Source organism: Bacillus sp. FSL K6-3176 (genome assembly GCF_038003325.1).
GTDB lineage: Bacteria > Bacillota > Bacilli > Bacillales > Bacillaceae > Bacillus > Bacillus altitudinis.
Map to the genome: position 1 here is coordinate 1,523,446 of NZ_JBBOOX010000001.1, position 22,798 is coordinate 1,546,243.

Annotated in this window: 20 protein-coding genes and 1 riboswitch; of the genes, 19 read left to right on the plus strand and 1 reads right to left on the minus strand. The window is 44.1% G+C overall.

Features of this window, described 5'->3' with window-relative positions; all coding sequences use genetic code 11:
* Positions 1-33 precede the first annotated feature (33 nt).
* From MHB38_RS07915 to MHB38_RS07995, 17 genes are all read left to right on the plus strand, one after another.
* Positions 34-1,362, plus strand: a complete 1,329-nt coding sequence (locus tag MHB38_RS07915; protein ID WP_017367205.1) for a uracil-xanthine permease family protein — start codon at positions 34-36, stop codon at positions 1,360-1,362.
* A gap of 130 nt (positions 1,363-1,492) precedes the next feature.
* Positions 1,493-2,416, plus strand: coding sequence for an aspartate carbamoyltransferase catalytic subunit (locus MHB38_RS07920; protein WP_017367206.1), 924 nt, complete (start codon positions 1,493-1,495; stop codon positions 2,414-2,416).
* Positions 2,400-3,686 carry a dihydroorotase gene (locus MHB38_RS07925; protein WP_017367207.1) on the plus strand — a complete coding sequence of 429 codons (1,287 nt, stop codon included), beginning with the start codon at positions 2,400-2,402 and terminating at the stop codon, positions 3,684-3,686. Before MHB38_RS07920 ends, MHB38_RS07925 begins: the two co-directional genes overlap by 17 nt.
* Positions 3,683-4,777 carry a carbamoyl phosphate synthase small subunit gene (locus MHB38_RS07930; RefSeq protein WP_019743288.1) on the plus strand — a complete coding sequence of 365 codons (1,095 nt, stop codon included), beginning with the start codon at positions 3,683-3,685 and terminating at the stop codon, positions 4,775-4,777. Before MHB38_RS07925 ends, MHB38_RS07930 begins: the two co-directional genes overlap by 4 nt.
* Positions 4,762-7,977, plus strand: coding sequence for a carbamoyl-phosphate synthase (glutamine-hydrolyzing) large subunit (gene carB / locus MHB38_RS07935; protein ID WP_060832317.1), 3,216 nt, complete (start codon positions 4,762-4,764; stop codon positions 7,975-7,977). Before MHB38_RS07930 ends, carB begins: the two co-directional genes overlap by 16 nt.
* On the plus strand, positions 7,974-8,750 hold the full coding sequence (locus MHB38_RS07940) for a dihydroorotate dehydrogenase electron transfer subunit (RefSeq protein WP_008344928.1): 777 nt from the start codon (positions 7,974-7,976) through the stop codon (positions 8,748-8,750). The genes carB and MHB38_RS07940 overlap by 4 nt, the downstream gene beginning before the upstream one ends.
* Positions 8,744-9,676 (plus strand): dihydroorotate dehydrogenase, encoded by a 933-nt coding sequence (locus tag MHB38_RS07945; protein WP_017359348.1) that lies wholly within the window; start codon positions 8,744-8,746, stop codon positions 9,674-9,676. The genes MHB38_RS07940 and MHB38_RS07945 overlap by 7 nt, the downstream gene beginning before the upstream one ends.
* Positions 9,648-10,352: an orotidine-5'-phosphate decarboxylase gene (pyrF, locus tag MHB38_RS07950; protein ID WP_017359347.1), complete on the plus strand. Its 705-nt coding sequence runs from the start codon at positions 9,648-9,650 to the stop codon at positions 10,350-10,352. Before MHB38_RS07945 ends, pyrF begins: the two co-directional genes overlap by 29 nt.
* 7 nt (positions 10,353-10,359) lie before the next feature.
* Entirely contained in the window at positions 10,360-10,998 is a 639-nt protein-coding gene (gene pyrE, locus MHB38_RS07955) for an orotate phosphoribosyltransferase (protein WP_017367212.1), read from the plus strand.
* Between the two features lie 159 nt (positions 10,999-11,157).
* Positions 11,158-11,260: riboswitch (SAM riboswitch) on the plus strand.
* A 74-nt stretch (positions 11,261-11,334) separates the two neighbouring features.
* Positions 11,335-11,481 carry a YezD family protein gene (locus MHB38_RS07960; protein ID WP_008344920.1) on the plus strand — a complete coding sequence of 49 codons (147 nt, stop codon included), beginning with the start codon at positions 11,335-11,337 and terminating at the stop codon, positions 11,479-11,481.
* Positions 11,482-11,526: 45 nt separating this feature from the next.
* Positions 11,527-12,228 carry a phosphoadenylyl-sulfate reductase gene (locus MHB38_RS07965; protein WP_008344917.1) on the plus strand — a complete coding sequence of 234 codons (702 nt, stop codon included), beginning with the start codon at positions 11,527-11,529 and terminating at the stop codon, positions 12,226-12,228.
* Between the two features lie 13 nt (positions 12,229-12,241).
* Positions 12,242-13,306: an inorganic phosphate transporter gene (locus tag MHB38_RS07970; protein WP_050827247.1), complete on the plus strand. Its 1,065-nt coding sequence runs from the start codon at positions 12,242-12,244 to the stop codon at positions 13,304-13,306.
* 57 nt (positions 13,307-13,363) lie between these two features.
* On the plus strand, positions 13,364-14,500 hold the full coding sequence (gene sat / locus MHB38_RS07975) for a sulfate adenylyltransferase (RefSeq protein WP_046527256.1): 1,137 nt from the start codon (positions 13,364-13,366) through the stop codon (positions 14,498-14,500).
* A 13-nt stretch (positions 14,501-14,513) separates the two neighbouring features.
* Positions 14,514-15,107, plus strand: coding sequence for an adenylyl-sulfate kinase (cysC, locus tag MHB38_RS07980; protein WP_074042033.1), 594 nt, complete (start codon positions 14,514-14,516; stop codon positions 15,105-15,107).
* 28 nt (positions 15,108-15,135) lie between these two features.
* Positions 15,136-15,891: a uroporphyrinogen-III C-methyltransferase gene (cobA, locus tag MHB38_RS07985; RefSeq protein ID WP_144625882.1), complete on the plus strand. Its 756-nt coding sequence runs from the start codon at positions 15,136-15,138 to the stop codon at positions 15,889-15,891.
* 76 nt (positions 15,892-15,967) lie between these two features.
* Positions 15,968-16,753, plus strand: coding sequence for a sirohydrochlorin chelatase (locus MHB38_RS07990; protein ID WP_144740265.1), 786 nt, complete (start codon positions 15,968-15,970; stop codon positions 16,751-16,753).
* The gene (locus MHB38_RS07995; RefSeq protein ID WP_341003039.1) at positions 16,734-17,237 is read left to right on the plus strand and encodes an NAD(P)-dependent oxidoreductase; all 504 of its coding nucleotides are present in this window, start codon (positions 16,734-16,736) and stop codon (positions 17,235-17,237) included. Before MHB38_RS07990 ends, MHB38_RS07995 begins: the two co-directional genes overlap by 20 nt.
* A gap of 31 nt (positions 17,238-17,268) precedes the next feature.
* On the opposite strand, the gene MHB38_RS08000 is transcribed toward MHB38_RS07995, so the two are convergent.
* Positions 17,269-18,978 carry an Rqc2 family fibronectin-binding protein gene (locus MHB38_RS08000; protein WP_224559774.1) on the minus strand — a complete coding sequence of 570 codons (1,710 nt, stop codon included), beginning with the start codon at positions 18,976-18,978 and terminating at the stop codon, positions 17,269-17,271.
* 165 nt (positions 18,979-19,143) lie between these two features.
* Between MHB38_RS08000 and MHB38_RS08005 the strand changes: the two genes are divergently transcribed.
* Positions 19,144-21,819 carry a calcium-translocating P-type ATPase, SERCA-type gene (locus tag MHB38_RS08005; RefSeq protein ID WP_224559773.1) on the plus strand — a complete coding sequence of 892 codons (2,676 nt, stop codon included), beginning with the start codon at positions 19,144-19,146 and terminating at the stop codon, positions 21,817-21,819.
* Between the two features lie 83 nt (positions 21,820-21,902).
* Positions 21,903-22,778: a YicC/YloC family endoribonuclease gene (locus MHB38_RS08010; protein ID WP_007499682.1), complete on the plus strand. Its 876-nt coding sequence runs from the start codon at positions 21,903-21,905 to the stop codon at positions 22,776-22,778.
* The last annotated feature ends 20 nt before the right edge of the window (positions 22,779-22,798 follow it).

Below are 22,798 nucleotides of genomic sequence, written 5' to 3' on the forward strand. Positions count from 1 at the left end.
TTAATGAAAAAGGACACATCTAGGAGGAAAATCATGAGTCAGCAAAAAGCCAATTTAGGCATTCGAGATATCCCAAAACCGTTCACATGGCTGTCACTCAGCCTGCAGCACTTGTTTGCGATGTTTGGTGCAACCATTCTTGTACCAAAGATCATTGATATGAGCCCAGCCGTCGCGCTCATATCAAGCGGGGTTGGAACCATTGTGTATTTAATCATCACAAGAGGGCAGATTCCGGCGTATCTTGGATCGTCCTTTGCTTTTATCGCCCCCATAGTGAATGTAAAAGCCACTGGCGGCCCTGGAGCTGCAATGGTAGGTGCCTTTATGGCGGGTGTGGCTTATGCACTCATCGCATTATTTATCAAATGGCTCGGCACAGGCTGGCTAATGAAGCTTCTGCCTCCTGTCGTTGTAGGACCCGTCATTATGGTTATCGGACTCGGACTCGCTGGAACAGCTGTTAACATGGCGATGTACGTCGATCCAAATGCAAAGGAGCTTGTTTACAGCCTGAAGCATTTAATGGTTGCAGGCTTCACGCTCGCTGTCACCATTATTAGTATGATCTTCCTAAGAGGATTCCTTAGCTTGATTCCAGTCTTAATCGGCATTATTAGCGGCTACCTCTTTGCCTTAACACAAGGCATTGTGAACTTCCAGCCGGTCATTGCTGCAAAATGGTTTGCTGTTCCAGACTTTGTTGTACCATTTGTCGACTATACACCCGCTGTGACCTTAAGCATTCTCACAGTGATGGTGCCGGTTGCCTTTGTGACCATGTCTGAGCACATCGGCCATCAAGTCGTGTTAAGCAAGGTGGTCGGGCAGGATTTTATTAAAAAACCAGGTCTTCACCGCTCCATTTTAGGAGACAGTGCAGCGACGATCTTTGCATCACTCATTGGCGGACCTCCAACAACGACTTATGGAGAAAACATTGGCGTCCTTGCCATCACAAGAGTGTTCAGTATCTTCGTCATCGGCGGAGCAGCGGTGTTTGCGATCTGCTTCGGCTTTGTTGGGAAAATTTCAGCATTAATCAGTACAGTACCGTCCGCGGTTATGGGAGGCGTTTCGTTCCTGCTCTTTGGAATCATAGCTTCAAGCGGACTGCGAATCCTGATTGATCATAAAGTGAATTTTGAAGAAAAGCGCAATCTCATTATCGCATCAGTCATCTTAGTCATTGGTATTGGCGGGGCATTCATTGAGGTGAAACAAATCAATCTGACGCTGTCAGGAATGGCACTCGCTGCTATTACTGGCGTCCTGCTAAACCTGATTCTGCCGCATCAAAAGGCAGAAGATGATGAGTCAAATGAATCGAATACCGAAAACCTTTTAAAAGAAGTCCAGTGAGGCTGACAAGGGTTCTAAACGGAGCAGAACGTGCGAAAGCACCCCTGCTTCTTTTGGAGAACCCTAAGCTGCCGAGGCTTAGGGTTTTTTTGAACCTGAAAGTGATGAAAAACTAGAGGGGGCAGAAAAAATGAATGATTTATCGACAATGAGCAGCTTGTCAAAGGAAGAAATTTTACAGCTGATTGAAGAAGCATGTGCATTGAAAAAAGGGAAACAGGAACATGGTTTAGCAGGTGAATTTGTAGCGAACCTCTTCTTTGAACCAAGTACAAGAACGCGTTTTAGCTTTGAGGTGGCAGAGAAGAAACTTGGAATGAATGTGCTGAACCTAGACGCAGCAAGTACCTCTGTTCAAAAGGGAGAGACCCTTTACGATACAGTGAAAACACTTGAATCCATCGGAGTCAAGGCATGTGTCATCAGAGACAGTACAGACGAATATTACAAAGAGCTGATTGGGAAGGTCGGGATTCCAATCATTAATGCTGGAGATGGCTGCGGTCAGCACCCTACCCAATCATTGCTGGATTTGATGACGATCTTCGAAGAGTTTGGCGGTTTTGAAGGCTTAACCATCTCGATTCATGGTGATATCAAACATAGCAGGGTGGCAAGGTCCAATGCTGAAGTCCTCGCAAGACTAGGAGCGACAGTGCTCTTTTCAGGACCAGCTTCTTTCCAAGATGAACAAAACCCTCATGGAACGTATGTCGAAGTGGACGAAGCCATGAAGCGGTCTGACGTGGTGATGCTGCTGAGAATTCAGCATGAAAGACACTCAGAAAAGATGGGCAATGAGGGTTACTTATCGACTTATGGATTAACAGTAGACAGGGCAAGCAAAATGAAAGAAAGAGCGATTATTATGCATCCAGCACCAGTAAATAGAGGTGTTGAAATAGATGATTCATTAGTAGAGTCAAAACAGTCAAGGATTTTTAAACAAATGGAAAATGGTGTGTATATCCGAATGGCTGTGTTAAAAAGGGCTTTTCAAAATAGCAGACTACATCAAAAAGGGAGAGATTCTGTCTATGTCATATCTCATTAAAAACGGTTTTATCTTATCAAGCACAGGGGAAAGAGTGCAGCAGGATATTAGGGTAGAAGGAAAAGTGATTCAAGCAATGGGTCACTTAGAAAGAGAAGACGGAGAAGAAGTCATTGATGCAGCAGGGCTATTTGTATCACCAGGTTTGATTGATCTGCATGTGCATTTAAGAGAGCCAGGCGGTGAGAAAAAAGAAACCATTGAAACAGGTTCTAAGGCAGCAGCAAGAGGCGGGTATACGACCATTGCAGCGATGCCGAATACACGGCCAGTTCCAGATACAAAAGAACAAATGGAATGGCTGATGAATCGAATCAAAGAGACCTCCTCTGTAAGAGTACTGCCATACGCTTCCATCACGACGAGACAAATTGGCGAAGAGATGACAGACTTTGCAGCGTTAAAAGAAGCGGGCGCTTTTGCCTTTACGGATGACGGTGTAGGTATTCAAACCGCAGGCATGATGTACGAAGCAATGAAAAAGGCAGCAAGCCTTGATCAAGCCATAGTGGCGCACTGTGAAGATAACTCACTCATTTATGGAGGATGCGTTCATGAAGGAGACTTTTCAAAAGCAAATGGGTTAAACGGGATACCGTCAATTTGTGAATCGGTGCATATTGCAAGAGATGTCCTCTTAGCAGAAGCAGCGAATTGTCATTATCATGTATGTCATATCAGTACAAAGGAATCCGTCCGAGTGGTACGCGATGCAAAAAAAGCAGGCATTCGTGTGACGGCTGAGGTCTCTCCGCATCACCTGCTCTTATGTGATACAGACATCCCAGGTCTTGACACAAACTATAAAATGAATCCGCCGCTCAGAGGAGCAGAAGATCGCGAGGCACTGATCGAGGGACTCTTAGATGGCACGATTGATTTTATCGCCACAGACCATGCACCGCATACAGAAGAAGAAAAGAACGAAACGATGCAGAGAGCACCTTTTGGGATTGTCGGACTTGAAACAGCGTTCCCGCTTCTGTACACACGTTTTGTGAAAACAGGGGAATGGACATTAAAAGAACTTGTTGATTATATGACCATCAAACCAGCAGAAGCCTTTGCTCTTCCATACGGAAAGCTGGAAGAAGGTCAAATCGCTGATATCACACTGATTGATTTAAACAAAGAAATGGCAATTGACAAAAAAAGCTTCTTATCTAAAGGACAAAATACACCGTTTGACAAATTGACTGTATCAGGATGGCCGGTCATGACACTTGCATCTGGGAAAGTCGTTTATGAAGAGGGGAGACTAGTAAAATGAAGAGACGCTTAGTGCTAGAAAACGGAACAGTATTCGAAGGAACAGGCTTTGGCAGCTTAGAACCGTCAGTCGGAGAAGTCGTCTTTAACACAGGGATGACAGGCTATCAAGAGATTTTGTCTGACCCGTCGTACTGCGGACAAATTGTCACACTCACTTACCCGCTGATCGGCAACTACGGCATTAACCGTGATGATTTTGAATCGATCACACCGTTTGTGAAAGGGCTGATCGTGAAAGAGCTTTGTGAAAAGCCTTCAAACTGGCGCTCTTCATACTCACTTGATGAGTATTTAAAAATGAAAAATATCCCGGGTCTTAGCGGCATTGATACACGCAAGCTCACGCGCATGATCCGAAGTGCAGGTACATTAAGAGGAGCTTTTGCAGGACCGGATGAACAAGTAGAAGACGTTGTAAGCCGCCTTCAAACGATGCAGCTACCAACAGATCAAGTAAGCCAAGTATCTGTGAAAAATGCGTATCCAAGCCCAGGAAGAGGCAAAAGAATTGTGCTTGTCGATTTCGGCATGAAGCACGGCATTTTGCGCGAGCTCAATAAGCGAGATTGTGATGTCATTGTGGTGCCATACAATATCACGGCAGATGAAGTATTACAGTTAAAACCAGATGGCATCATGCTTTCAAACGGACCTGGGGATCCAGTCGATGTGCCAGAAGCAGTTGAAATGATTCAGCAGCTGATTGGAAAGGTACCACTCTTTGGTATCTGCCTGGGACACCAGTTATTCGCGCTTGCGTGCGGCGCAAGTACAGAAAAAATGAAATTTGGGCATAGAGGATCCAATCATCCAGTCAAAGAACTAGCAACTGGCAAGGTAACCTTGACGTCTCAAAACCACGGTTACACGGTTAGCGCCATTAATGAAGACGTGCTTGAAGTCACACATATTGCGCTAAATGACAATACCATTGAAGGATTAAAACATAAAGAAGCACCAGCATTCACTGTCCAGTATCACCCAGAAGCATCACCGGGTCCAGAAGATGCGAACTACTTATTCGACGAGTTCATGGACATGATTCATACAACTGAGAAAGAAGGGGAAGAAGTATGCCAAAACGCGTAGATATCAAAAAGATTTTAGTGATCGGTTCAGGTCCAATCATCATCGGTCAGGCAGCGGAGTTTGACTATGCAGGCACACAGGCTTGCTTAGCGCTAAAAGAAGAGGGCTATGAAGTCGTTCTTGTGAACTCTAACCCGGCGACGATCATGACAGATACAGAAATGGCCGATAAGGTATACATCGAACCACTGACACCAGAATTTTTAACACGAATCATTCGAAAAGAACGTCCTGATGCGATTCTGCCGACACTTGGCGGACAAACTGGATTGAACCTTGCTGTTGAGTTATCAGATCTTGGTGTACTCGCTGAATGCGGTGTTGAAGTACTAGGCACCAAGCTGTCAGCTATTCAAAAAGCAGAGGACAGAGATTTATTCCGTAATCTAATGAATGAATTAAATGAACCTGTACCAGAAAGTGAAATCATCCATAACCTTGAAGAAGCGATGGCATTCACAGATCAAATCGGTTTCCCGGTCATTGTTAGACCAGCCTATACACTAGGCGGAACAGGCGGCGGAATTTGTACAAATGAGCAAGAATTAAAAGAAATCGTCGAGAATGGACTGAAGTTAAGTCCGGTGACACAATGCTTGCTTGAAAAAAGTATCGCAGGCTTTAAAGAAATTGAATATGAGGTCATGCGTGACAGCGGAGATCATGCCATTGTGGTTTGTAACATGGAAAACTTTGATCCTGTCGGCATCCACACAGGTGACAGTATCGTTGTGGCACCAAGTCAAACGCTAAGTGATCGTGAATATCAGCTGCTTCGTAATGTGTCACTCAAGCTGATCCGTGCACTTGGCATTGAAGGCGGATGTAACGTACAGCTGGCGATTGATCCAGACAGCTTCCAATACTATATTATCGAAGTAAACCCGCGCGTGAGCCGTTCTTCTGCTCTTGCGTCTAAAGCAACTGGATATCCGATTGCAAAACTTGCAGCGAAAATCGCAGTTGGCCTAACACTTGATGAAATGATGAACCCAGTCACAGGTAAAACATATGCAGCGTTCGAACCAGCACTCGACTATATCGTTTCAAAAATCCCGCGCTGGCCGTTCGATAAATTTGAATCTGCCAACAGACGACTTGGAACACAAATGAAAGCAACGGGTGAGGTCATGGCGATCGGCCGTACATTAGAAGAGTCTCTTTTAAAGGCTGTTCGTTCACTTGAAGCGGATGTGCATCACATTGAATTAAAAGACGAAGCGGACATTACGAACGAAGTGCTCGAAAAGCGGATTATCAAAGCAGGAGATGAGCGTCTGTTTTATATCGCTGAGGCGCTAAGAAGAGGCTATACCGTCGAACAGATTCATGAATTCTCGAAAATTGATTATTTCTTCCTTCATAAGCTGAAAGGCATCATCGCATTTGAAAAGACACTAAAAGAAAACAAAGGCAATGTAGACGTTTTAAAAGAAGCGAAAGAAAAAGGTTTCTCAGATATTTATATTAGCCGCGAATGGAATATGAATGAGGCAGATGTCTATAACCTAAGAACAGAAGCAGGCATCGTTCCTGTGTATAAGATGGTGGACACATGTGCGGCAGAATTTGAATCAGAAACACCGTATTTCTACAGCACATATGAAGATGAAAATGAATCCGAACGAACAGATAAGAAAAGTGTCATCGTGCTAGGCTCAGGTCCAATCAGAATCGGACAAGGGGTTGAATTTGATTATGCGACCGTTCATTCAGTGTGGGCAATCAAACAAGCAGGCTATGAAGCCATTATTATTAACAACAACCCTGAAACCGTCTCAACAGACTTTAGTATTTCAGATAAGCTCTACTTTGAACCACTCACTGTAGAAGATGTGATGCACATCATCGACCTTGAACAACCAGAAGGTGTCGTCGTTCAGTTTGGCGGACAAACAGCGATTAACTTAGCAGATGAATTATCAAATAGAGGGGTTAAGATACTTGGAACATCGCTTGAAGACCTTGATCGCGCGGAAAACCGTGACAAGTTTGAACAAACATTAGAAACTCTCGGCGTGCCGCAGCCAAAAGGTAAGACAGCAACGTCTGTGCCAGAGGCAGTAGCAATTGCGAATCAAATCGGTTACCCCGTGCTTGTCCGTCCTTCCTATGTATTAGGCGGCCGTGCAATGGAAATTGTGTATCAAGAAGCTGAGCTCCTTCACTACATGGAGAATGCGGTGAAAGTCAATCCGCAGCACCCAGTGCTCATTGACAAGTATTTGACAGGAAAAGAAATTGAAGTAGATGCTGTGTCTGACGGAGAAACGGTTGTCATACCAGGCATTATGGAACACATTGAAAGAGCCGGAGTTCACTCTGGAGACTCCATTGCGGTCTACCCGCCGCAAACTTTGTCAGAGGACATCAAAGCGAAGATTGCAGAATACACGATTAAACTCGCAAAAGGCCTTAACATCATTGGGCTTTTGAACATTCAATTTGTTCTATCAAAAGGAGAAGTGTACGTACTTGAAGTGAATCCGCGCTCAAGCCGGACTGTCCCATTCTTAAGTAAAATTACAGGCATTCCAATGGCGAACTTAGCTACAAAGGTTATTTTAGGAGAAAAACTGAAAAACTATGGCTACCAAGAAGGGCTTCATGTTGAGCAAGAAGGCGTATATGTGAAAGTTCCAGTCTTCTCTTTTGCAAAACTAAGAAGAGTAGATATTACACTAGGGCCTGAAATGAAATCAACAGGTGAAGTCATGGGGAAAGATGTCACAATCGAAAAAGCCCTCTATAAAGGGTTGATTGCATCAGGCATTCAAATTCCAAAAGACGGAACGGTTCTCCTGACAGTGGCTGATAAAGATAAAGAAGAAGGACTTGAGATTGCAAGAAGATTCCATTCCATCGGCTATCATATTTTAGCAACAGAAGGAACAGCGAATTACTTAAAACAAGCCTCTATTCCATCAAGTGTTGTCGGCAAAATAGGAGAAGAAGGAAAGAATCTGCTGGATGTCATTCGAAATGGTGAAGCCCAATTTGTCATCAACACCTTAACAAAAGGAAAACAGCCGGCAAGAGACGGCTTTAGAATTAGACGTGAATCTGTTGAAAATGGTGTCGCTTGCTTAACGTCACTAGATACAGCGGAAGCGATTTTAAGAGTGCTAGAGAGCATGACATTTAGAGCAGATGAAATGCCAGAAGTGAAAACGAATGCTGAGGTGACAGTAACGATATGAAAAAAGCATACTTGACGGTCGTCTCAAACCGAGAGATCGCTGATCATATTTACGAAATGACATTAAAAGGTGATCTTGTTGAATCCTTTCAAACAGCTGGACAGTTTCTTCATATAAAGGTCAGTGAATCCATGACACCGCTGCTGAGAAGACCGATCAGTATTGCCAACATTCATGCCGAAAAGCAAGAAGCAACCATCATTTACCGCGCAGAGGGAGAGGGCACAAAGCTCCTTTCCCAAAAGCGGGCGGGAGAGTCAGTCGATGTGTTAGGACCGCTTGGAAACGGCTATGACCCTTCAGTCGTTCAGGCCGGACAGACCGCATTATTAGTCGGTGGAGGAATCGGTGTGCCTCCGTTATATGAACTGTCTAAGCGGTTAACGAAAAAAGGCGTCATCGTAAAACATGTTCTCGGTTTTCAATCGAAAAAGGATGTATTTTATGAGGAGATGTTTCAAGCGCTCGGAGATACATTTATCGCAACCGTTGATGGAACATATGGCTCGAAAGGTTTCGTGACAAATGTCATTGAAGAGAATGAGCTGGACTTTGATGTCTTGCTTTCCTGTGGACCGACACCTATGTTAAAAGCACTAAAAGACTCTTATCCCGATAAGCCTGTCTATATTTCAATGGAAGAACGAATGGGCTGTGGAATCGGTGCATGCTTTGCTTGTGTCTGTCATACCGATCAGCACGAGAAACCGTACGTTAAAGTTTGTCTGGATGGACCTGTTTTTAAAGCGGAGGAGGTGGCGCTATCATGCTAAACATCGAATTACCCGGCTTATCTTTAAAAAATCCAATCATTCCTGCATCAGGCTGTTTTGGATTTGGAAAAGAATTCGCATCATTATATGACCTTTCCTTGCTGGGCGGCATCATGATTAAAGCCACGACCCTTGAACCGAGATTTGGCAACCCGACACCGAGGGTAGCTGAGACAGGAGCCGGTATGCTGAATGCGATTGGTCTCCAAAATCCAGGTCTAAAAGGCGTGCTTGAACATGAATTACCTTGGCTTGAGCAGTTCGATACCCCTATTATTGCCAATGTTGCTGGATCACAAGTTGATGATTATGTTGAAGTAGCAAAGCAAATTAGTCAAGCAAGCAATGTTCACGCCCTTGAACTGAATATCTCGTGTCCGAATGTGAAAACAGGCGGAATTGCCTTTGGGACCGATCCAGAAATGGCGGCTACATTGACAAAAGCTGTTAAGGAAGTTTCCTCCGTTCCTGTTTATGTGAAACTGTCACCTAATGTAGCCAATATCGTTGAGATTGCTAAAGCGATTGAATCGGCTGGAGCGGATGGACTCACCATGATCAATACCTTAATTGGGATGCGTTTAGATTTAAAAACAGGCAAACCCATTCTTGCCAATAAAACAGGCGGATTATCAGGTCCTGCTGTAAAACCTGTTGCCATCCGAATGGTGCATGAGGTCAGTCAGGCCGTTTCTATTCCGATTATTGGGATGGGCGGGGTGCAAAGCGCTGAAGATGTACTTGAATTTTTACTAGCTGGCGCAAGTGCGGTAGCTGTTGGGACAGCCAATTTTGTGAACCCATTTATTTGCCCGGAAATCATTGATGAACTGCCGAATGTGTTAGCGGCTTATGGGTATTCATCTGTAGAGGAATGCATCGGAAGGAGCTGGAAACATGAAGCACTTGCCCATCATCGCGCTTGATTTTCCATCAGGACAGGAGGCGCACGCCTTTATAGATCGTTTTGAAGGCACTCCATTATTCGTAAAGGTCGGCATGGAGCTGTTTTACCAAGAAGGTCCTGCCATTATTGACGCACTGAAAGAAAAAAATTGCCGTATTTTCCTTGATCTGAAGCTTCATGACATTCCAACAACTGTGCAAAAAGCGATGAACAGACTTGCTGCACTTGGTGTTGATTTGGTGAATGTGCATGCAGCCGGCGGGAAAAGAATGATGCAGGCGGCCGTAGAGGGGCTTGAAAGCGGAACCCTTGCCGGGCAAAATCGCCCAAGCATTATTGCAGTGACCCAGCTGACAAGCACGTCAGAAGATATGATGAAAAAAGAATTACTAATTGACCGCCCATTGCAAGAGGCTGTGCTTCATTATGGACAATTGGCATATGAAAGTGGACTTGATGGTGTGGTGTGCTCTGTTCATGAATCAAAACAGCTTCATGAACAAATCTCTCCTTCCTTTCTCACTGTGACGCCAGGAATTCGCTTACCAAATGATCAAACGGATGACCAAAAGCGTGTGGCGACACCTGCCTTTGCCAAAGAGCAGGGTGTTTCACAGATTGTTGTGGGAAGATCGATCACAAAAGCCACAAACCCAGTGGAAGCTTATCAACAAATTTTGAAAGAGTGGGAGTGATTGCCGGATGAAAACGAAAATCGCGAAGCATTTATTACAAATCAAAGCTGTCTCTTTAAAACCAGACGAACCATTTACATGGGCGAGCGGTATCAAATCACCGATTTACTGTGACAATCGCCTCACCTTGTCTTATCCTGAGGTCAGAGGGGACATTGCGGAAGGTTTAAAAGACTTGATTCTCACTCATTTTGAAGGAGCGGAAGTTGTCGCAGGTACAGCTACAGCTGGCATTCCTCATGCGGCATTAGCAGCTGATCGTCTGAACGTACCGATGTGTTATGTAAGAAGTAAACCAAAAGCACACGGAAAAGGAAATCAAATTGAAGGAGCCGTATCACCTGGACAAAAGGTGGTTGTCGTAGAAGACCTCATCTCAACTGGAGGCAGCGTTCTTGAAGTTGTAGCGGCTCTAGAAGAAGAAGGCTGTGACGTACTCGGAGTTGTTGCGATCTTCACTTATGGACTGCCAAAAGCAACTGCGGCTTTTCAAGAGAAAAACATTCCCTATGTCACGCTGACAGACTATGACACACTGACAGAAGTGGCACTTGAGCTAAAAGCAATCGAGTCTTCTGCTATGAATAAACTAAAACGCTGGAGACAGGATCCTTCGTCTGAATCTTGGATGGAAGAAACGGTCTAAAAAGCTTGTTTTGTTTTAAAAAAAGCTGTGCTGCGCTGCACAGTTTTTTATTTGGTTAAAAATAGTAAAATAGACTCAAATTTAAATAAAAACTAATCCTATCAATAAAGTCGGGTTGACTTTTGTTTGAATTGTGTTAATATTTAATACAAATTAAAACTCTTATCCAGAGAGGTGGAGGGACTGGCCCGATGAAGCCCGGCAACCTGCGATTTGCAAGGTGCTACTTCCTGCAAAATGATTCTATTTTGAAAGATAAGGAAATCGTGAGCTTCCTCATCTTTCTTTCGGACTGAAAGAAAGTTTTTTTATTTTAACGGTGAGGAGGAAGAGGAGATGGAACTGAAACAAAACCAGGATGAGGACTTAGTGAAGCATATGCAAGAGCTGATTGGGGATATGAAATTCGGTTCAATTACGTTGATCGTTCAGGACGGTCAAGTGATTCAAGTGGAAAAAAATGAAAAAATCAGATTAAAGTAGTGCGGAGAATAGCAATAGAAGCAGTACTCCGGAAGGGGAGAAACAATGTTAACTTATGAAAATTGGCAAGAGCCGTCCATTACATTTCAAGAGGACGATTTGTATAAAGGAGCCCTATCTGTGCTGAAATGGGCGTACGGCCACTATGGTGATCAGCTCGTTTATGCATGCAGTTTTGGCATTGAGGGCATTGTCCTGATCGATCTTATTGCGAAAGTAAAAAAAGATGCAAGAATTGTCTTTTTAGATACAGGTCTGCATTTCAAGGAAACATACGACACCATTGATGCAGTGAAGGAAAGATATCCTGGTTTAGACATCGTGCTGAAAACACCTGAGCTGACGGTGGAAGAGCAGAATGAGCAGCATGGTGATAAATTATGGGAAACGAATCCTCAAAGCTGCTGCCATATGAGAAAGGTCATTCCATTGCAAGAGGCACTATCTGGCTATCCGGCATGGCTGTCGGGTTTAAGAAGAGAGCAGTCGCCTAAACGAGCAGGTACGAACTTCTTAAATAAGGATGAAAAATTCCAATCAGTCAAAGTATGTCCGCTCATCCACTGGACGTGGAAGGACATATGGAGATATGCGTCTAGAGAGGATCTTACTTATAATCCGCTGCATGACCAAGGATATCCAAGCATCGGGTGTGCACCTTGTACACAGCCGGCATTTACTGCTGATGATTTGCGTTCTGGAAGATGGTCAGGGACAGCAAAGACTGAGTGCGGATTACATGAGTAAGGGAGCATAATGTATGGAAATCGCCGCAATTTTATTTAGCTTATTCTTTGCTTTAAATATTGGCGCAAGCGGAGCAGCTGCTTCGATGGGCATCGCATATGGTTCAGGTGCGATCAAAAAGCCAATATACGCGCTCAGCGTTTGTGCGGTTGGAATATTAGCAGGTTCAGTGATTGGCGGCGGTGAGGTCGTCAAAACGATCAGCTCCGGGATTATGCCGGAATCTGTCATCACACTTGAAATTGTGTGTATCATCATTGGCTCGGCCGCATTATCACTTTTCATAGCGAATCTCTTGGCCATTCCTTTATCCACAAGTGAGGTCACAGTAGGAGCTGTGGTCGGTGTGGCAGCCGCATATAAAGTGCTGTATGTGAAATCGATCTTAGTCATTGTCTCTTTTTGGGTGATTATTCCGATTGTTGCCTTTGTTTTTACCTTTGCTGTTGTCAAAATCATCAGATTGTTCCCTAAACGGACATTATCCAAAAAAGGTACATTGATCTTATCTGTTGTTTTGATTATCAGTGGGTTTTTAGAAGCATTTTCAGCCGGCATGAACAATGTCGCCAATGCGGTCGGCCCGCTTGTCGCGTCAGGTGTTTTAACAGTCGGGCAAGGAACCCTTTACGGCGGAATCTTTGTGGCCATTGGGGCGCTGCTTCTAGGAAGAAGGGTACTAGAAACAAACGGAAAGAAAATTACACGCTATCAAACGGGTGAAGGCATTCTATTATCGAGCACCGGTGCAGGACTTGTCATCGTCAGCTCTATATTCGGACTCCCTGTTCCCCTTACTCAAATTACCTCCTCGTCCATTATTGGGCTAGGTATGGCAAAGGGTGGACCGAACATTTTTCATAAACATGTTGTGAAAAAAATGCTGAAGGTATGGGTTGTGTCACCTTTCTTATCACTTAGTCTATCTTATTTGTTGGTAAGCCTTTTCTTAAAAGGAGACTATTACTCTATCTTTATCATGATGAGTGTACTGCTTGCTTCACTAGGTGCACTGAGTCTTATGAAGGCAGTTAAAAATGAGAGCAGCTCGATTCATGAACAGGGCGGCGGGATTTAAATATAAATCCGACTATTAACATCTAATAAATATGAACATTGAGAGGAAGATGAACAAATGAGTTTAACACCACATGGTGGCGTATTAATTAATCGAGTAAATGAAGAATTTGATCTAAGCACAGCTGCGAAAGAAATTGAGCTGGATGCCATTTCTTTTGCAGACCTTGAACTCATCGCAATTGGCGGGTATAGTCCAATTGAAGGGTTTTTAACGAAAGCTGATTATGAAGCAGTTGTCAGCAGTATGCGACTAGCAAGTGGTGTCGTTTGGTCTCTTCCGATTACTCTGCCTGTCACAAAGGAACAAGCAGCGGAGATCAATCAAGGTGACATTGTTCGTTTATCGTATAATGGAACAGTATACGGGGTCATTGAGGTGGAAGATCAATACACACCTGATAAGGAAAAAGAAGCAGTGAATGTGTATAAAACAGATGACCGCAATCACCCAGGCGTGAAAAAATTATTTGAACGCGGTGACACGTATATTGGTGGTAAAATTACACTGACAAAACGCAGTGAAAAACCTTTCCCGCAATTTACGTATGAGCCAGAAGAAACAAGAAAACATTTTAAAGAAAACGGCTGGAAAACCATTGTCGGTTTCCAAACGAGAAACCCAGTCCATCGTGCGCATGAATACATTCAAAAGACAGCACTGGAAACAGTGGATGGTCTATTTTTAAATCCACTTGTTGGTGAAACAAAATCTGATGATATTCCAGCAGATGTAAGAATGAAAAGCTATCAAGTGTTACTGAACGGTTATTACCCGAAAGACCGCGTCTTTTTAGGTGTTTTTCCTGCTGCCATGCGTTATGCTGGACCAAAGGAAGCGATTTTTCATGCGCTTGTGCGTAAAAATTATGGCTGTACACATTTTATTGTCGGCAGAGATCATGCGGGTGTTGGTGATTATTACGGCACATACGAAGCGCAGGAGCTATTTGAACAATTTACAAGCGAAGAAATTGGGATCACACCATTAAAATTTGAGCACAGCTTTTACTGCAATACATGTGAAGCCATGGCAACACCAAAAACATGCCCACATGATAAAAGCGAACATGTCATTCTTTCAGGTACAAAGGTCAGAACGATGCTGAGAAATGGTGAATTACCTCCGAGCACGTTCAGCCGAAAAGAAGTCATTGAAACATTAATCGAAGGATTAAAAACGACGGTATCTTAAAGGAGGATATGACATGAGCAACGAACATATCGTGTGGCATGATTCATCTATTACTAAAAAAGAATATCAACAGAAAAACAACCATACAAGCGGGATCATTTGGCTGACAGGTCTAAGCGGTTCAGGTAAATCGACGATCGCCAACGCAGCGGCTCGAGAGCTGTTTGAACAGGGGTACCAAGTGACAGTTCTTGACGGCGATAACGTACGCCATGGACTCAATAAAGACTTAGGCTTTTCAGATGACGACAGAAAAGAGAACATTCGGCGCATCGGTGAAGTGGCGAAATTATTTGTTGAGCAAGGAACGATTGTCATTACTGCTTTTATTTCACCATTTCAAGAAGACCGCCAAATCGTAAGACAGTTAGTCGAAGACGGAGAATTTCACGAAGTGTTTGTGAAATGTGATCTGAACGTGTGTGAAGAGCGTGATCCAAAGGGATTATATAAAAAAGCAAGAAACGGCGAAATTCCATTTTTCACGGGAATCGATTCACCATACGAAGAGCCAGCTGCGCCTGAGCTCGTTCTAGATACAGGTGAATTATCACGCGAGGAGTCAAAACAGCGCCTTGTTGATTATGTAAAGAATAAAACGAAATAATCGCCTGATGGCAGGGGGAGAAAGCAAGATGGGGAAAGTATACATTGTTGGTGCCGGACCGGGTGACCCAGACTTAATTACGCTAAAGGCCCATAAGGCAATACAGCAGGCAGATGTCATTTTATATGATCGTCTTGTCAATCAAGAGATTCTTGCCCATGCCAAACCGGAGGCGGAGTTGATCTATTGCGGCAAACTGCCGAATCATCATACGATGAGACAGGAAGCGATTAATGAAGCGCTTGTTGCTTATGCGAAGGAAGGGAAAATAGTCGTTCGTCTAAAAGGCGGTGATCCCTTTGTATTTGGCCGCGGCGGTGAAGAAATCGAATGCTTAGCTGAGCATGGTATTCCGTATGAAGTTGTCCCGGGGATTACTTCTGGTATTGCAGCGGCTGCTTATGCAGGCATTCCAGTCACGCACCGAGAATTCAGCTCAAATGTTGCGTTTGTGACAGGGCATTATCAAAAGGATGAACATTTTGAAGAAAAGTGGGAAGCGCTGGCGACGGGGATTGATACCCTTGTCATTTACATGGGCGTCAAAAATGTGGAAAGAGTCCAGCGGCTGCTTTTGAAAAATGGGCGGAACCCTGAAACCCCAGCTGCGTTTATTCACTGGGGAACGACCACGAGGCAAAAGACGACTTGCTGCACGGTGGCGACACTATCTGAAACGGTTGAAAAAGAAGGGATCGAGCATCCGAGTTTAATCGTAGTAGGAGATGTCGTTCACTTTCATCAAAAGTTGAACTGGTTTGAACCAGCACTGATTGAGAAATGAGAACAAAGGTGAAAAGACACGTGTGGACATCGTGTCTTTTCGTCTGAATAAAACTAGGGTTGCAAGGAGGAGTCAAATGAAACAAGCTGTCCTTTATGTTGGGCATGGAAGCAGGGTAAAAGAAGCACAGGATAAAGCCATTTCTTTTATGAAAAGCTGTATGCCGTTAGTGGAAGCAGATATACAAGAAATTTGTTTTTTAGAGTTGACGGACCCTTCAATCGAAGAAGGGTTTGAGACTTGTGTACAAAAAGGAGCAACTCACATTGCGATCGTCCCGCTCCTCCTTTTAACTGCCATGCATGCCAAATCAGATATTCCAGATGAGATTGTGAAAGTACAAAAACGTTTCCCACAAGTGAAGGTGACATATGGAAGACCTATAGGCGTGAACCAAGAAGTCACGAAAGCGGTTATCGCAAGGATTGAAGAAGCTGGATACAAGGGAGAGCGCGCAAAAATTCTCTTAATTGGCCGCGGAAGCTCTGATCCAGATGTAAAGCGGGATGTGTTTGGCATTGTAGATGATGTCCGAAGCATGCTGCCTTGTGCAGAGGTTTTTCCGTGTTTTATTACAGCGTGTGAACCGAATTATCGTGACGTCTTAGCACAGTTAACAGTAGATGACGATACGCCTGTCTATCTCGTGCCTTATCTTTTATTTACAGGCATTTTAATGAAAGAGATTGAGAATGAAGCGAATCAGGCGAGAGAGCGGCTGCGAGATGTCCGTGTCTGCCGGTATATTGGTTTTCATCCCCATGTAAAAGCAGCTTATATTGAACGTGTGCAGGAAACGATCTTAAACAAAGAGGATGCGTTTCGTTTTCAAGGAGAAAGCCATGCTTCCAGTTCATCTTGATCTAACCAATAAACACGTGCTGATTGCCGGCGGTGGAAGGATTGCGGCTAGAAGGACGAGTGCGCTATGCATGGAGCCATGCAACATAACCATTGTGAGCCCTGACATTTGTGAAGAAATGGCGAATCTCATTGAGACATATCAGCTGATTTGGAAGAAAAAGAAAGTTGATGCGGAAGATGTAAAGGATGCATTTTTGATTGTCGCTGCTACAGACGATCCTTCAGTAAACGAGTGGATGACGCAATCAGCGCTTCCTCATCAGCTCGTCAACTGTGTGAGCCAGTCAGAGCTTGGCAATGTGATTGTGCCAAAGGTTGTGAGGGCAGGAAAAGTGACAATCTCTGTATCTACGAGTGGTGCAAGCCCAGCCCGCACTAAACAGCTGGCTGCGGCCATTGAGACCTTGCTTGAACAAGAGGACGTAGATGCACTGGATGAGCTCTATATAGAAAGGAAAAAACGACAAAGAAAGAGCCGATAAAATCTCATCTAAAGATTTAATCGGCTCTTTTTTATTTTCTCAGCTTTAGGACAACATCCTCATCAGGCGTCACAAATAATGTTTGCTGCTGATCATACGTGACAAAGCCCGGTTTTGCTCCGTTTGGTTTTTTCACATGCCGGATTTTCGTATAATCGACAGGGACGGAGCTTGATTCTTTTGCCTTCGAGAAGTAGGCAGCAATTTGTGCCGCTTCAAGCAAGGTTTGTTCATCAGGCGCTTGGTGACGAATGACGACATGTGATCCAGGAATATCCTTTGTGTGCAGCCAAATGTCATCACGAGCTGCCGCCTTTGTGGTCAAATATTCGTTTTGCTTGTTGTTTTTTCCAACGAGAATCGGAACACCTTGAGAAGATTCATATGCTTCAAGCTGAATGGCCGATGGTTTTTTCTTTTTGGCGTTGCGTTTTTGTTTGGGACGCAAATATTTTCCTTCCACCAGTTCTTCTCTTATTTCCTCTAAATCTTTTGGTGAGGCAGAGGACAGCTGCTGGATCAGCTCATTAAAATAAACAATTTCTTCATGTGTTCGTTCGATTTGTTCATTTACGGCCTCTACTGCATTTTTTGCCTTTTGGTATTTTGTAAAATACGCTTGTGCATTTTCAGAAGGGGTTTTGTTTGTTTTGAGCGGGATCGTGATCTCTCCGCCTTCTTCATCATAATAATTGATGACAGTCGCTTCTTTATCCCCTTTTTTAATTGCATATATATTGGCAGTAAGCAATTCACCATAAAGCTGGTACTTATGCGCATTTTGAGATTCTTCAAGCGTTCTTTTTAGTTTTTTTAGCTTGTTTTCATTTTTCTTTTTTTCATTCACAACAAAACGTTCAAGATCAGCCGCCTGCTGTTTGACTCTGTCTCTTTCAGCTTTTCCGAAATAAAAGCGGTCAAGTAGCTCACTAAGAGAATCAAATGTCTTCATGTCACCATGGACGTGCTGAAGTTCTAATAAATAAAAATACTCTTTCCCGTCTTTTCTCGTGAGCTGAGGGGTAAAAGAATGCGCCTGAATGAGCTGAAACATCTTGAGCAATGTACTTGGAATCGTTTCCTGATTGGCAAGACCGGCCCTGTGGACAGCTTCCTTAGCAAACAGCGGAGAAACCCCGGAGAATGTATCGACAATTTGATTGGCAATTTTCCCTTCTTGAAAACGTAAATGCTTTAAAATATCTTCCTTCGTCACGTCAAAAGGATTCAGCTTTTGCTGTGCCGGCGGCAGAAGATATTGATGTCCGGGCAGCACCGTTCGATAGCTGTTCACAGATGGAGAAAGATGTTTCAGTCCGTCAATGATCTGCTCCGTTTCGTCCTCCACGAGAATTAAGTTGCTGTGCCTGCCCATAATTTCAATATACAGCTTACGGGTTTGTTCATCGCCAATTTCATTTCGGCTTCGCACGTGCAGCACGATCACCCGATCTAACCCAATTTGTTCAAAACGTTCAATGAACCCACCCTCAAGATGTTTTCTGAGAAGCATACAAAACATTGGCGGTTCGCTCGGATTATCATCATGGTGCTCAGTGAGCTGTACCCTTGCATAGCTCGGGTGAGCGGATAAAAGAAGCTTATGATTCTTCCCCTTTGATCGGATATGAAAAATCAGCTCATGCTTGTATGGCTGATGTATTTTCGAAATTCTTCCGCCAGATAATGTTTCTTGCAATTCATTTGTCATACCGTATGTAAAAATGCCGTCAAATGACATGTTGGATACACCCTCTTCTTTCACACAAATCTACTGAAAGAACCTTACGTTTTCTCGTTCTTTAGGCAGTCTTATTATTATAGCATGATTTAGGACGAGTCTGAATAAACTGGCTTATAGAACACTGCATAAGAGAGAGAACAAAAGAGGAGTGGACGAGGTCAAATGAATTGGCATGAACTGAACCAAACCGATTTATTAAAAACAATGAATACATCGATAGGTGACGGACTGTCAGAAAAAGATGTGCAAAAGCGGCTTGAAAAGCATGGGCCAAATGAATTGCAGGAAGGGAAAAAGGCGTCGGCGTTCGTTATTTTTTTAGCGCAATTTAAAGACTTTATGGTGTTAATCCTGCTTGCGGCAACGATTATTTCTGCCTTTTTAGGTGAATATATTGATGCTGTGGCGATTGTGGCGATTGTGCTGATAAATGGTGTGCTTGGCTTTTATCAGGAACGCCGTGCGGAAAAGTCCCTCCAAGCACTAAAGGAATTATCAACGCCGCATGTCTATGCAAGGAGAAACAATGAATGGGTCAAGATCCCGTCCAAGCACCTCGTGCCGGGAGATATTGTGAAGTTTTCAAGTGGGGATCGAATTGGGGCAGATATCAGATTACTAGAAACAAAGAGTTTGGAAATCGAAGAATCTGCCCTCACTGGAGAGTCCATCCCAGCAGTCAAACATGCGAGTCCGCTCTCGCGAGATCATGTCTCGCTTGGAGATTTGACGAACATGGCCTTTATGGGGACGCTTGTCACAAGAGGAAGCGGTGTAGGAGTTGTCATTGGTACAGGGATGAATACAGCGATGGGACAAATTGCCGGTATGCTGGATTCAGCAGGTAATATGGAAACACCGCTGCAAAGACGCCTTGAGCAGCTGGGGAAAATTTTAATTGTTGCTGCGTTATTTTTAACTGTTCTTGTGGTTGTTCTTGGTGTGGTGCAAGGTCATGATTTGTATCATATGTTCTTAGCGGGTGTATCTCTCGCTGTTGCTGCGATTCCAGAAGGACTGCCGGCGATCGTCACTGTCGCACTTTCCCTAGGTGTGCAGCGGATGATTAAACAAAAATCCATTGTCAGAAAGCTGCCGGCCGTGGAAACACTCGGCTGCGCCTCGATTATTTGCTCAGATAAAACAGGCACAATGACACAAAATAAAATGACAGTGACACATGTATGGGCAGAGGGGAAAACGTGGAATATTTCTGGCACTGGGTACGAGCCGTCAGGTGATTTTACCTTAAACGGAGAACTTGTCCACGTAGACAAACATCCAAGCCTGCAAAAGGTGCTATTATACGGAGCACTTTGTAATACATCGACCATCGTTGAAAAAGACGGAGAGATGAGACTTGATGGCGATCCGACAGAAGGAGCACTTCTAACCGCTGCGCGTAAAGCGGGTTTTACAGAGCAATTCATCGAAGCGGGATTTCGTGTGGTGGAGGAATTCCCTTTTGACTCTGAAAGAAAAATGATGTCAGTCGTCGTGGAAACGAATCAGAAGGAGCGGTATGTCATTGCCAAAGGGGCGCCAGATGTGCTGATGAACCGTTCAAGTCATATGATGCACGGCGGACGCACCGCCTCATTTTCAAAGGCCCACCGGCAAGAAACAGAAGCTGCCATTCAAGGTTTAGCAAGACAAGCGCTTAGAACCATTGCGATTGCATATAAAAAAGTAAGCCTGACAGAAAAAATCACCTCTGTTCAGCAGGCGGAAACTGGCCTCACATTTATCGGTCTAGAGGGCATGATTGATCCACCTCGTCCTGAAGTGAGACGAGCGATTAAAGAATGCCGGGATGCTGGCATTAAAACAGTGATGATTACAGGCGATCACGTAGAAACGGCTAAAGCGATCGCTAAAGATTTAAGTCTCTTACCGAAGCAAGGAAAGGTGCTTGATGGAAAAGCTCTGGATCAGCTAAGCGACAAAGAGCTGGAGCAAACAGCAGAAGATGTGTACGTCTTTGCCCGTGTATCACCTGAGCATAAACTGAGAATTGTGAAGGCCTATCAAAAAAATGGCCATATTGTCGCGATGACAGGTGATGGGGTGAATGATGCGCCAGCGATTAAACAGGCGGATATCGGCATATCCATGGGGATTACCGGAACAGACGTTGCCAAAGAAGCTTCTTCTCTTATTTTGCTTGATGACAACTTTGCGACCATTAAATCCGCTATTAAAGAGGGCCGGAATATTTATGAAAACATTCGCAAATTTGTCCGCTATTTGCTGGCATCGAATGTGGGAGAGATTTTGGTCATGCTGTTTGCGATGCTTCTTGCGCTTCCATTGCCTCTCGTTCCAATTCAAATTTTGTGGGTAAACCTTGTCACAGACGGCTTGCCGGCTATGGCACTTGGAATGGATAAACCAGAAGGCGATGTCATGAAGAGAAAGCCGCGGAACATGAAAGAGGGGATTTTTGCAAGAGGGCTTGGCTGGAAGGTCGTATCAAGAGGGTTTCTGATCGGGATTGCCACTTTGTTAGCCTTTATGTTTGTGTATCACCGTGATCCGAACAATCTTCAATATGCGCAGACGGTTGCATTCAGCACACTCGTTTTGGCGCAGCTCATTCATGTGTTTGACTGCCGCAGTGAACGGTCTATTTTTGAACGCAATCCATTCGGGAATATGTACTTAATCGGCGCCGTTGTGTCTTCCCTGCTGCTGATGCTTGTGGTCATTTATTATCCGCCGCTTCAGCCGATTTTCAAAACGGTGGCGGTCGCACCAGTTGATTGGCTTCTGATCATCGGTATGTCTGCATTGCCAACTTTTTTACTGGCGGGATCACTTTTGACAAGAAAAAAATAATTGGTTATGGTATAATTTTGAGGTAATAGTGTCTGCTATTACCTTTTTCATTTTATTAATATGAAAGAATTGGGTGTTTTCACATGATACGCAGTATGACGGGATTCGGCCAAGCGAGTAAAACGGATGGAGAACTGACAGTGTCAGTTGAGCTAAAATCGGTCAATCACCGTTTTAAAGAGGTTCATGCCCGTTTGCCGAGGCCGCTTTTATATTTCGAAGATACATTAAAAAAAATTATTCTTCGTCACGTGCAGCGCGGTCGAATTGAGCTGTTTGTTACGATTGAAGGCGGTAAACTTGCAAGCCGGTCTTTACAGATTGACTGGCCGCTGCTTGATGAATATATGAAAGCCGCAAAAGACCTTGAGGACCGCTATCATATTTCAGGTATTCAGCATGCACATGACTTACTGAAGCTGGAACAGGCTGTTCAGGTGGAAGAGTCAGTCAGCCGTAATGAGCAGCTGGAGCATTTGCTGATAGACACTTGTGAAGAAGCTGTCAAGGAGCTTTGCTTTATGAGAGAGCAGGAGGGAACATCACTTCAAAAAGACTGTGAACTCAGGCTGTCTGAACTTGAGGCATTTACAGAAGAAATCAAAGTGTTTGCACCAGAGGTTGTGAGTCAGTACAAAGAACGATTGAATCAAAGATTGCAAGAATGGATCGGAGAGGCGCTTGAAGAGAGCAGACTGACCACAGAGGCGGCCATCTTTGCTGATCGCTGTGACATTACAGAAGAGATTACCAGGCTGAAAAGTCATTTTCAGCAGTTCCAGCAAATTTTGACGCAAGGCGGCGCTGCCGGACGAAAGCTTGACTTTCTTGTACAGGAGCTCAACCGTGAAGTGAACACGATTGGATCAAAAGCAAACCATCACCATTTAACAAAGCTCGTGGTTGAAATGAAAAGCGCTATTGAAAAAATAAAAGAACAAGTGCAAAATATAGAATAGTCATTGTGTATGCTGTTTAC

Coding starts and splice junctions, on each gene's coding strand:
- MHB38_RS07965 (WP_008344917.1), top strand. CDS start 11,527: ATGTTAACTTATGAAAATTGGCAAGAGCCGTCCATTACATTTCAAGAG.
- MHB38_RS07940 (WP_008344928.1), top strand. CDS start 7,974: ATGAAAAAAGCATACTTGACGGTCGTCTCAAACCGAGAGATCGCTGAT.
- pyrE (WP_017367212.1), top strand. CDS start 10,360: ATGAAAACGAAAATCGCGAAGCATTTATTACAAATCAAAGCTGTCTCT.
- MHB38_RS07915 (WP_017367205.1), top strand. CDS start 34: ATGAGTCAGCAAAAAGCCAATTTAGGCATTCGAGATATCCCAAAACCG.
- MHB38_RS07920 (WP_017367206.1), top strand. CDS start 1,493: ATGAATGATTTATCGACAATGAGCAGCTTGTCAAAGGAAGAAATTTTA.
- carB (WP_060832317.1), top strand. CDS start 4,762: ATGCCAAAACGCGTAGATATCAAAAAGATTTTAGTGATCGGTTCAGGT.
- MHB38_RS08005 (WP_224559773.1), top strand. CDS start 19,144: ATGAATTGGCATGAACTGAACCAAACCGATTTATTAAAAACAATGAAT.
- MHB38_RS07970 (WP_050827247.1), top strand. CDS start 12,242: ATGGAAATCGCCGCAATTTTATTTAGCTTATTCTTTGCTTTAAATATT.
- MHB38_RS07995 (WP_341003039.1), top strand. CDS start 16,734: ATGCTTCCAGTTCATCTTGATCTAACCAATAAACACGTGCTGATTGCC.
- MHB38_RS08000 (WP_224559774.1), bottom strand. CDS start 18,978: ATGTCATTTGACGGCATTTTTACATACGGTATGACAAATGAATTGCAA.
- cysC (WP_074042033.1), top strand. CDS start 14,514: ATGAGCAACGAACATATCGTGTGGCATGATTCATCTATTACTAAAAAA.
- cobA (WP_144625882.1), top strand. CDS start 15,136: ATGGGGAAAGTATACATTGTTGGTGCCGGACCGGGTGACCCAGACTTA.
- MHB38_RS07990 (WP_144740265.1), top strand. CDS start 15,968: ATGAAACAAGCTGTCCTTTATGTTGGGCATGGAAGCAGGGTAAAAGAA.
- sat (WP_046527256.1), top strand. CDS start 13,364: ATGAGTTTAACACCACATGGTGGCGTATTAATTAATCGAGTAAATGAA.
- MHB38_RS07930 (WP_019743288.1), top strand. CDS start 3,683: ATGAAGAGACGCTTAGTGCTAGAAAACGGAACAGTATTCGAAGGAACA.
- MHB38_RS07960 (WP_008344920.1), top strand. CDS start 11,335: ATGGAACTGAAACAAAACCAGGATGAGGACTTAGTGAAGCATATGCAA.
- pyrF (WP_017359347.1), top strand. CDS start 9,648: ATGAAGCACTTGCCCATCATCGCGCTTGATTTTCCATCAGGACAGGAG.
- MHB38_RS07925 (WP_017367207.1), top strand. CDS start 2,400: ATGTCATATCTCATTAAAAACGGTTTTATCTTATCAAGCACAGGGGAA.
- MHB38_RS07945 (WP_017359348.1), top strand. CDS start 8,744: ATGCTAAACATCGAATTACCCGGCTTATCTTTAAAAAATCCAATCATT.
- MHB38_RS08010 (WP_007499682.1), top strand. CDS start 21,903: ATGATACGCAGTATGACGGGATTCGGCCAAGCGAGTAAAACGGATGGA.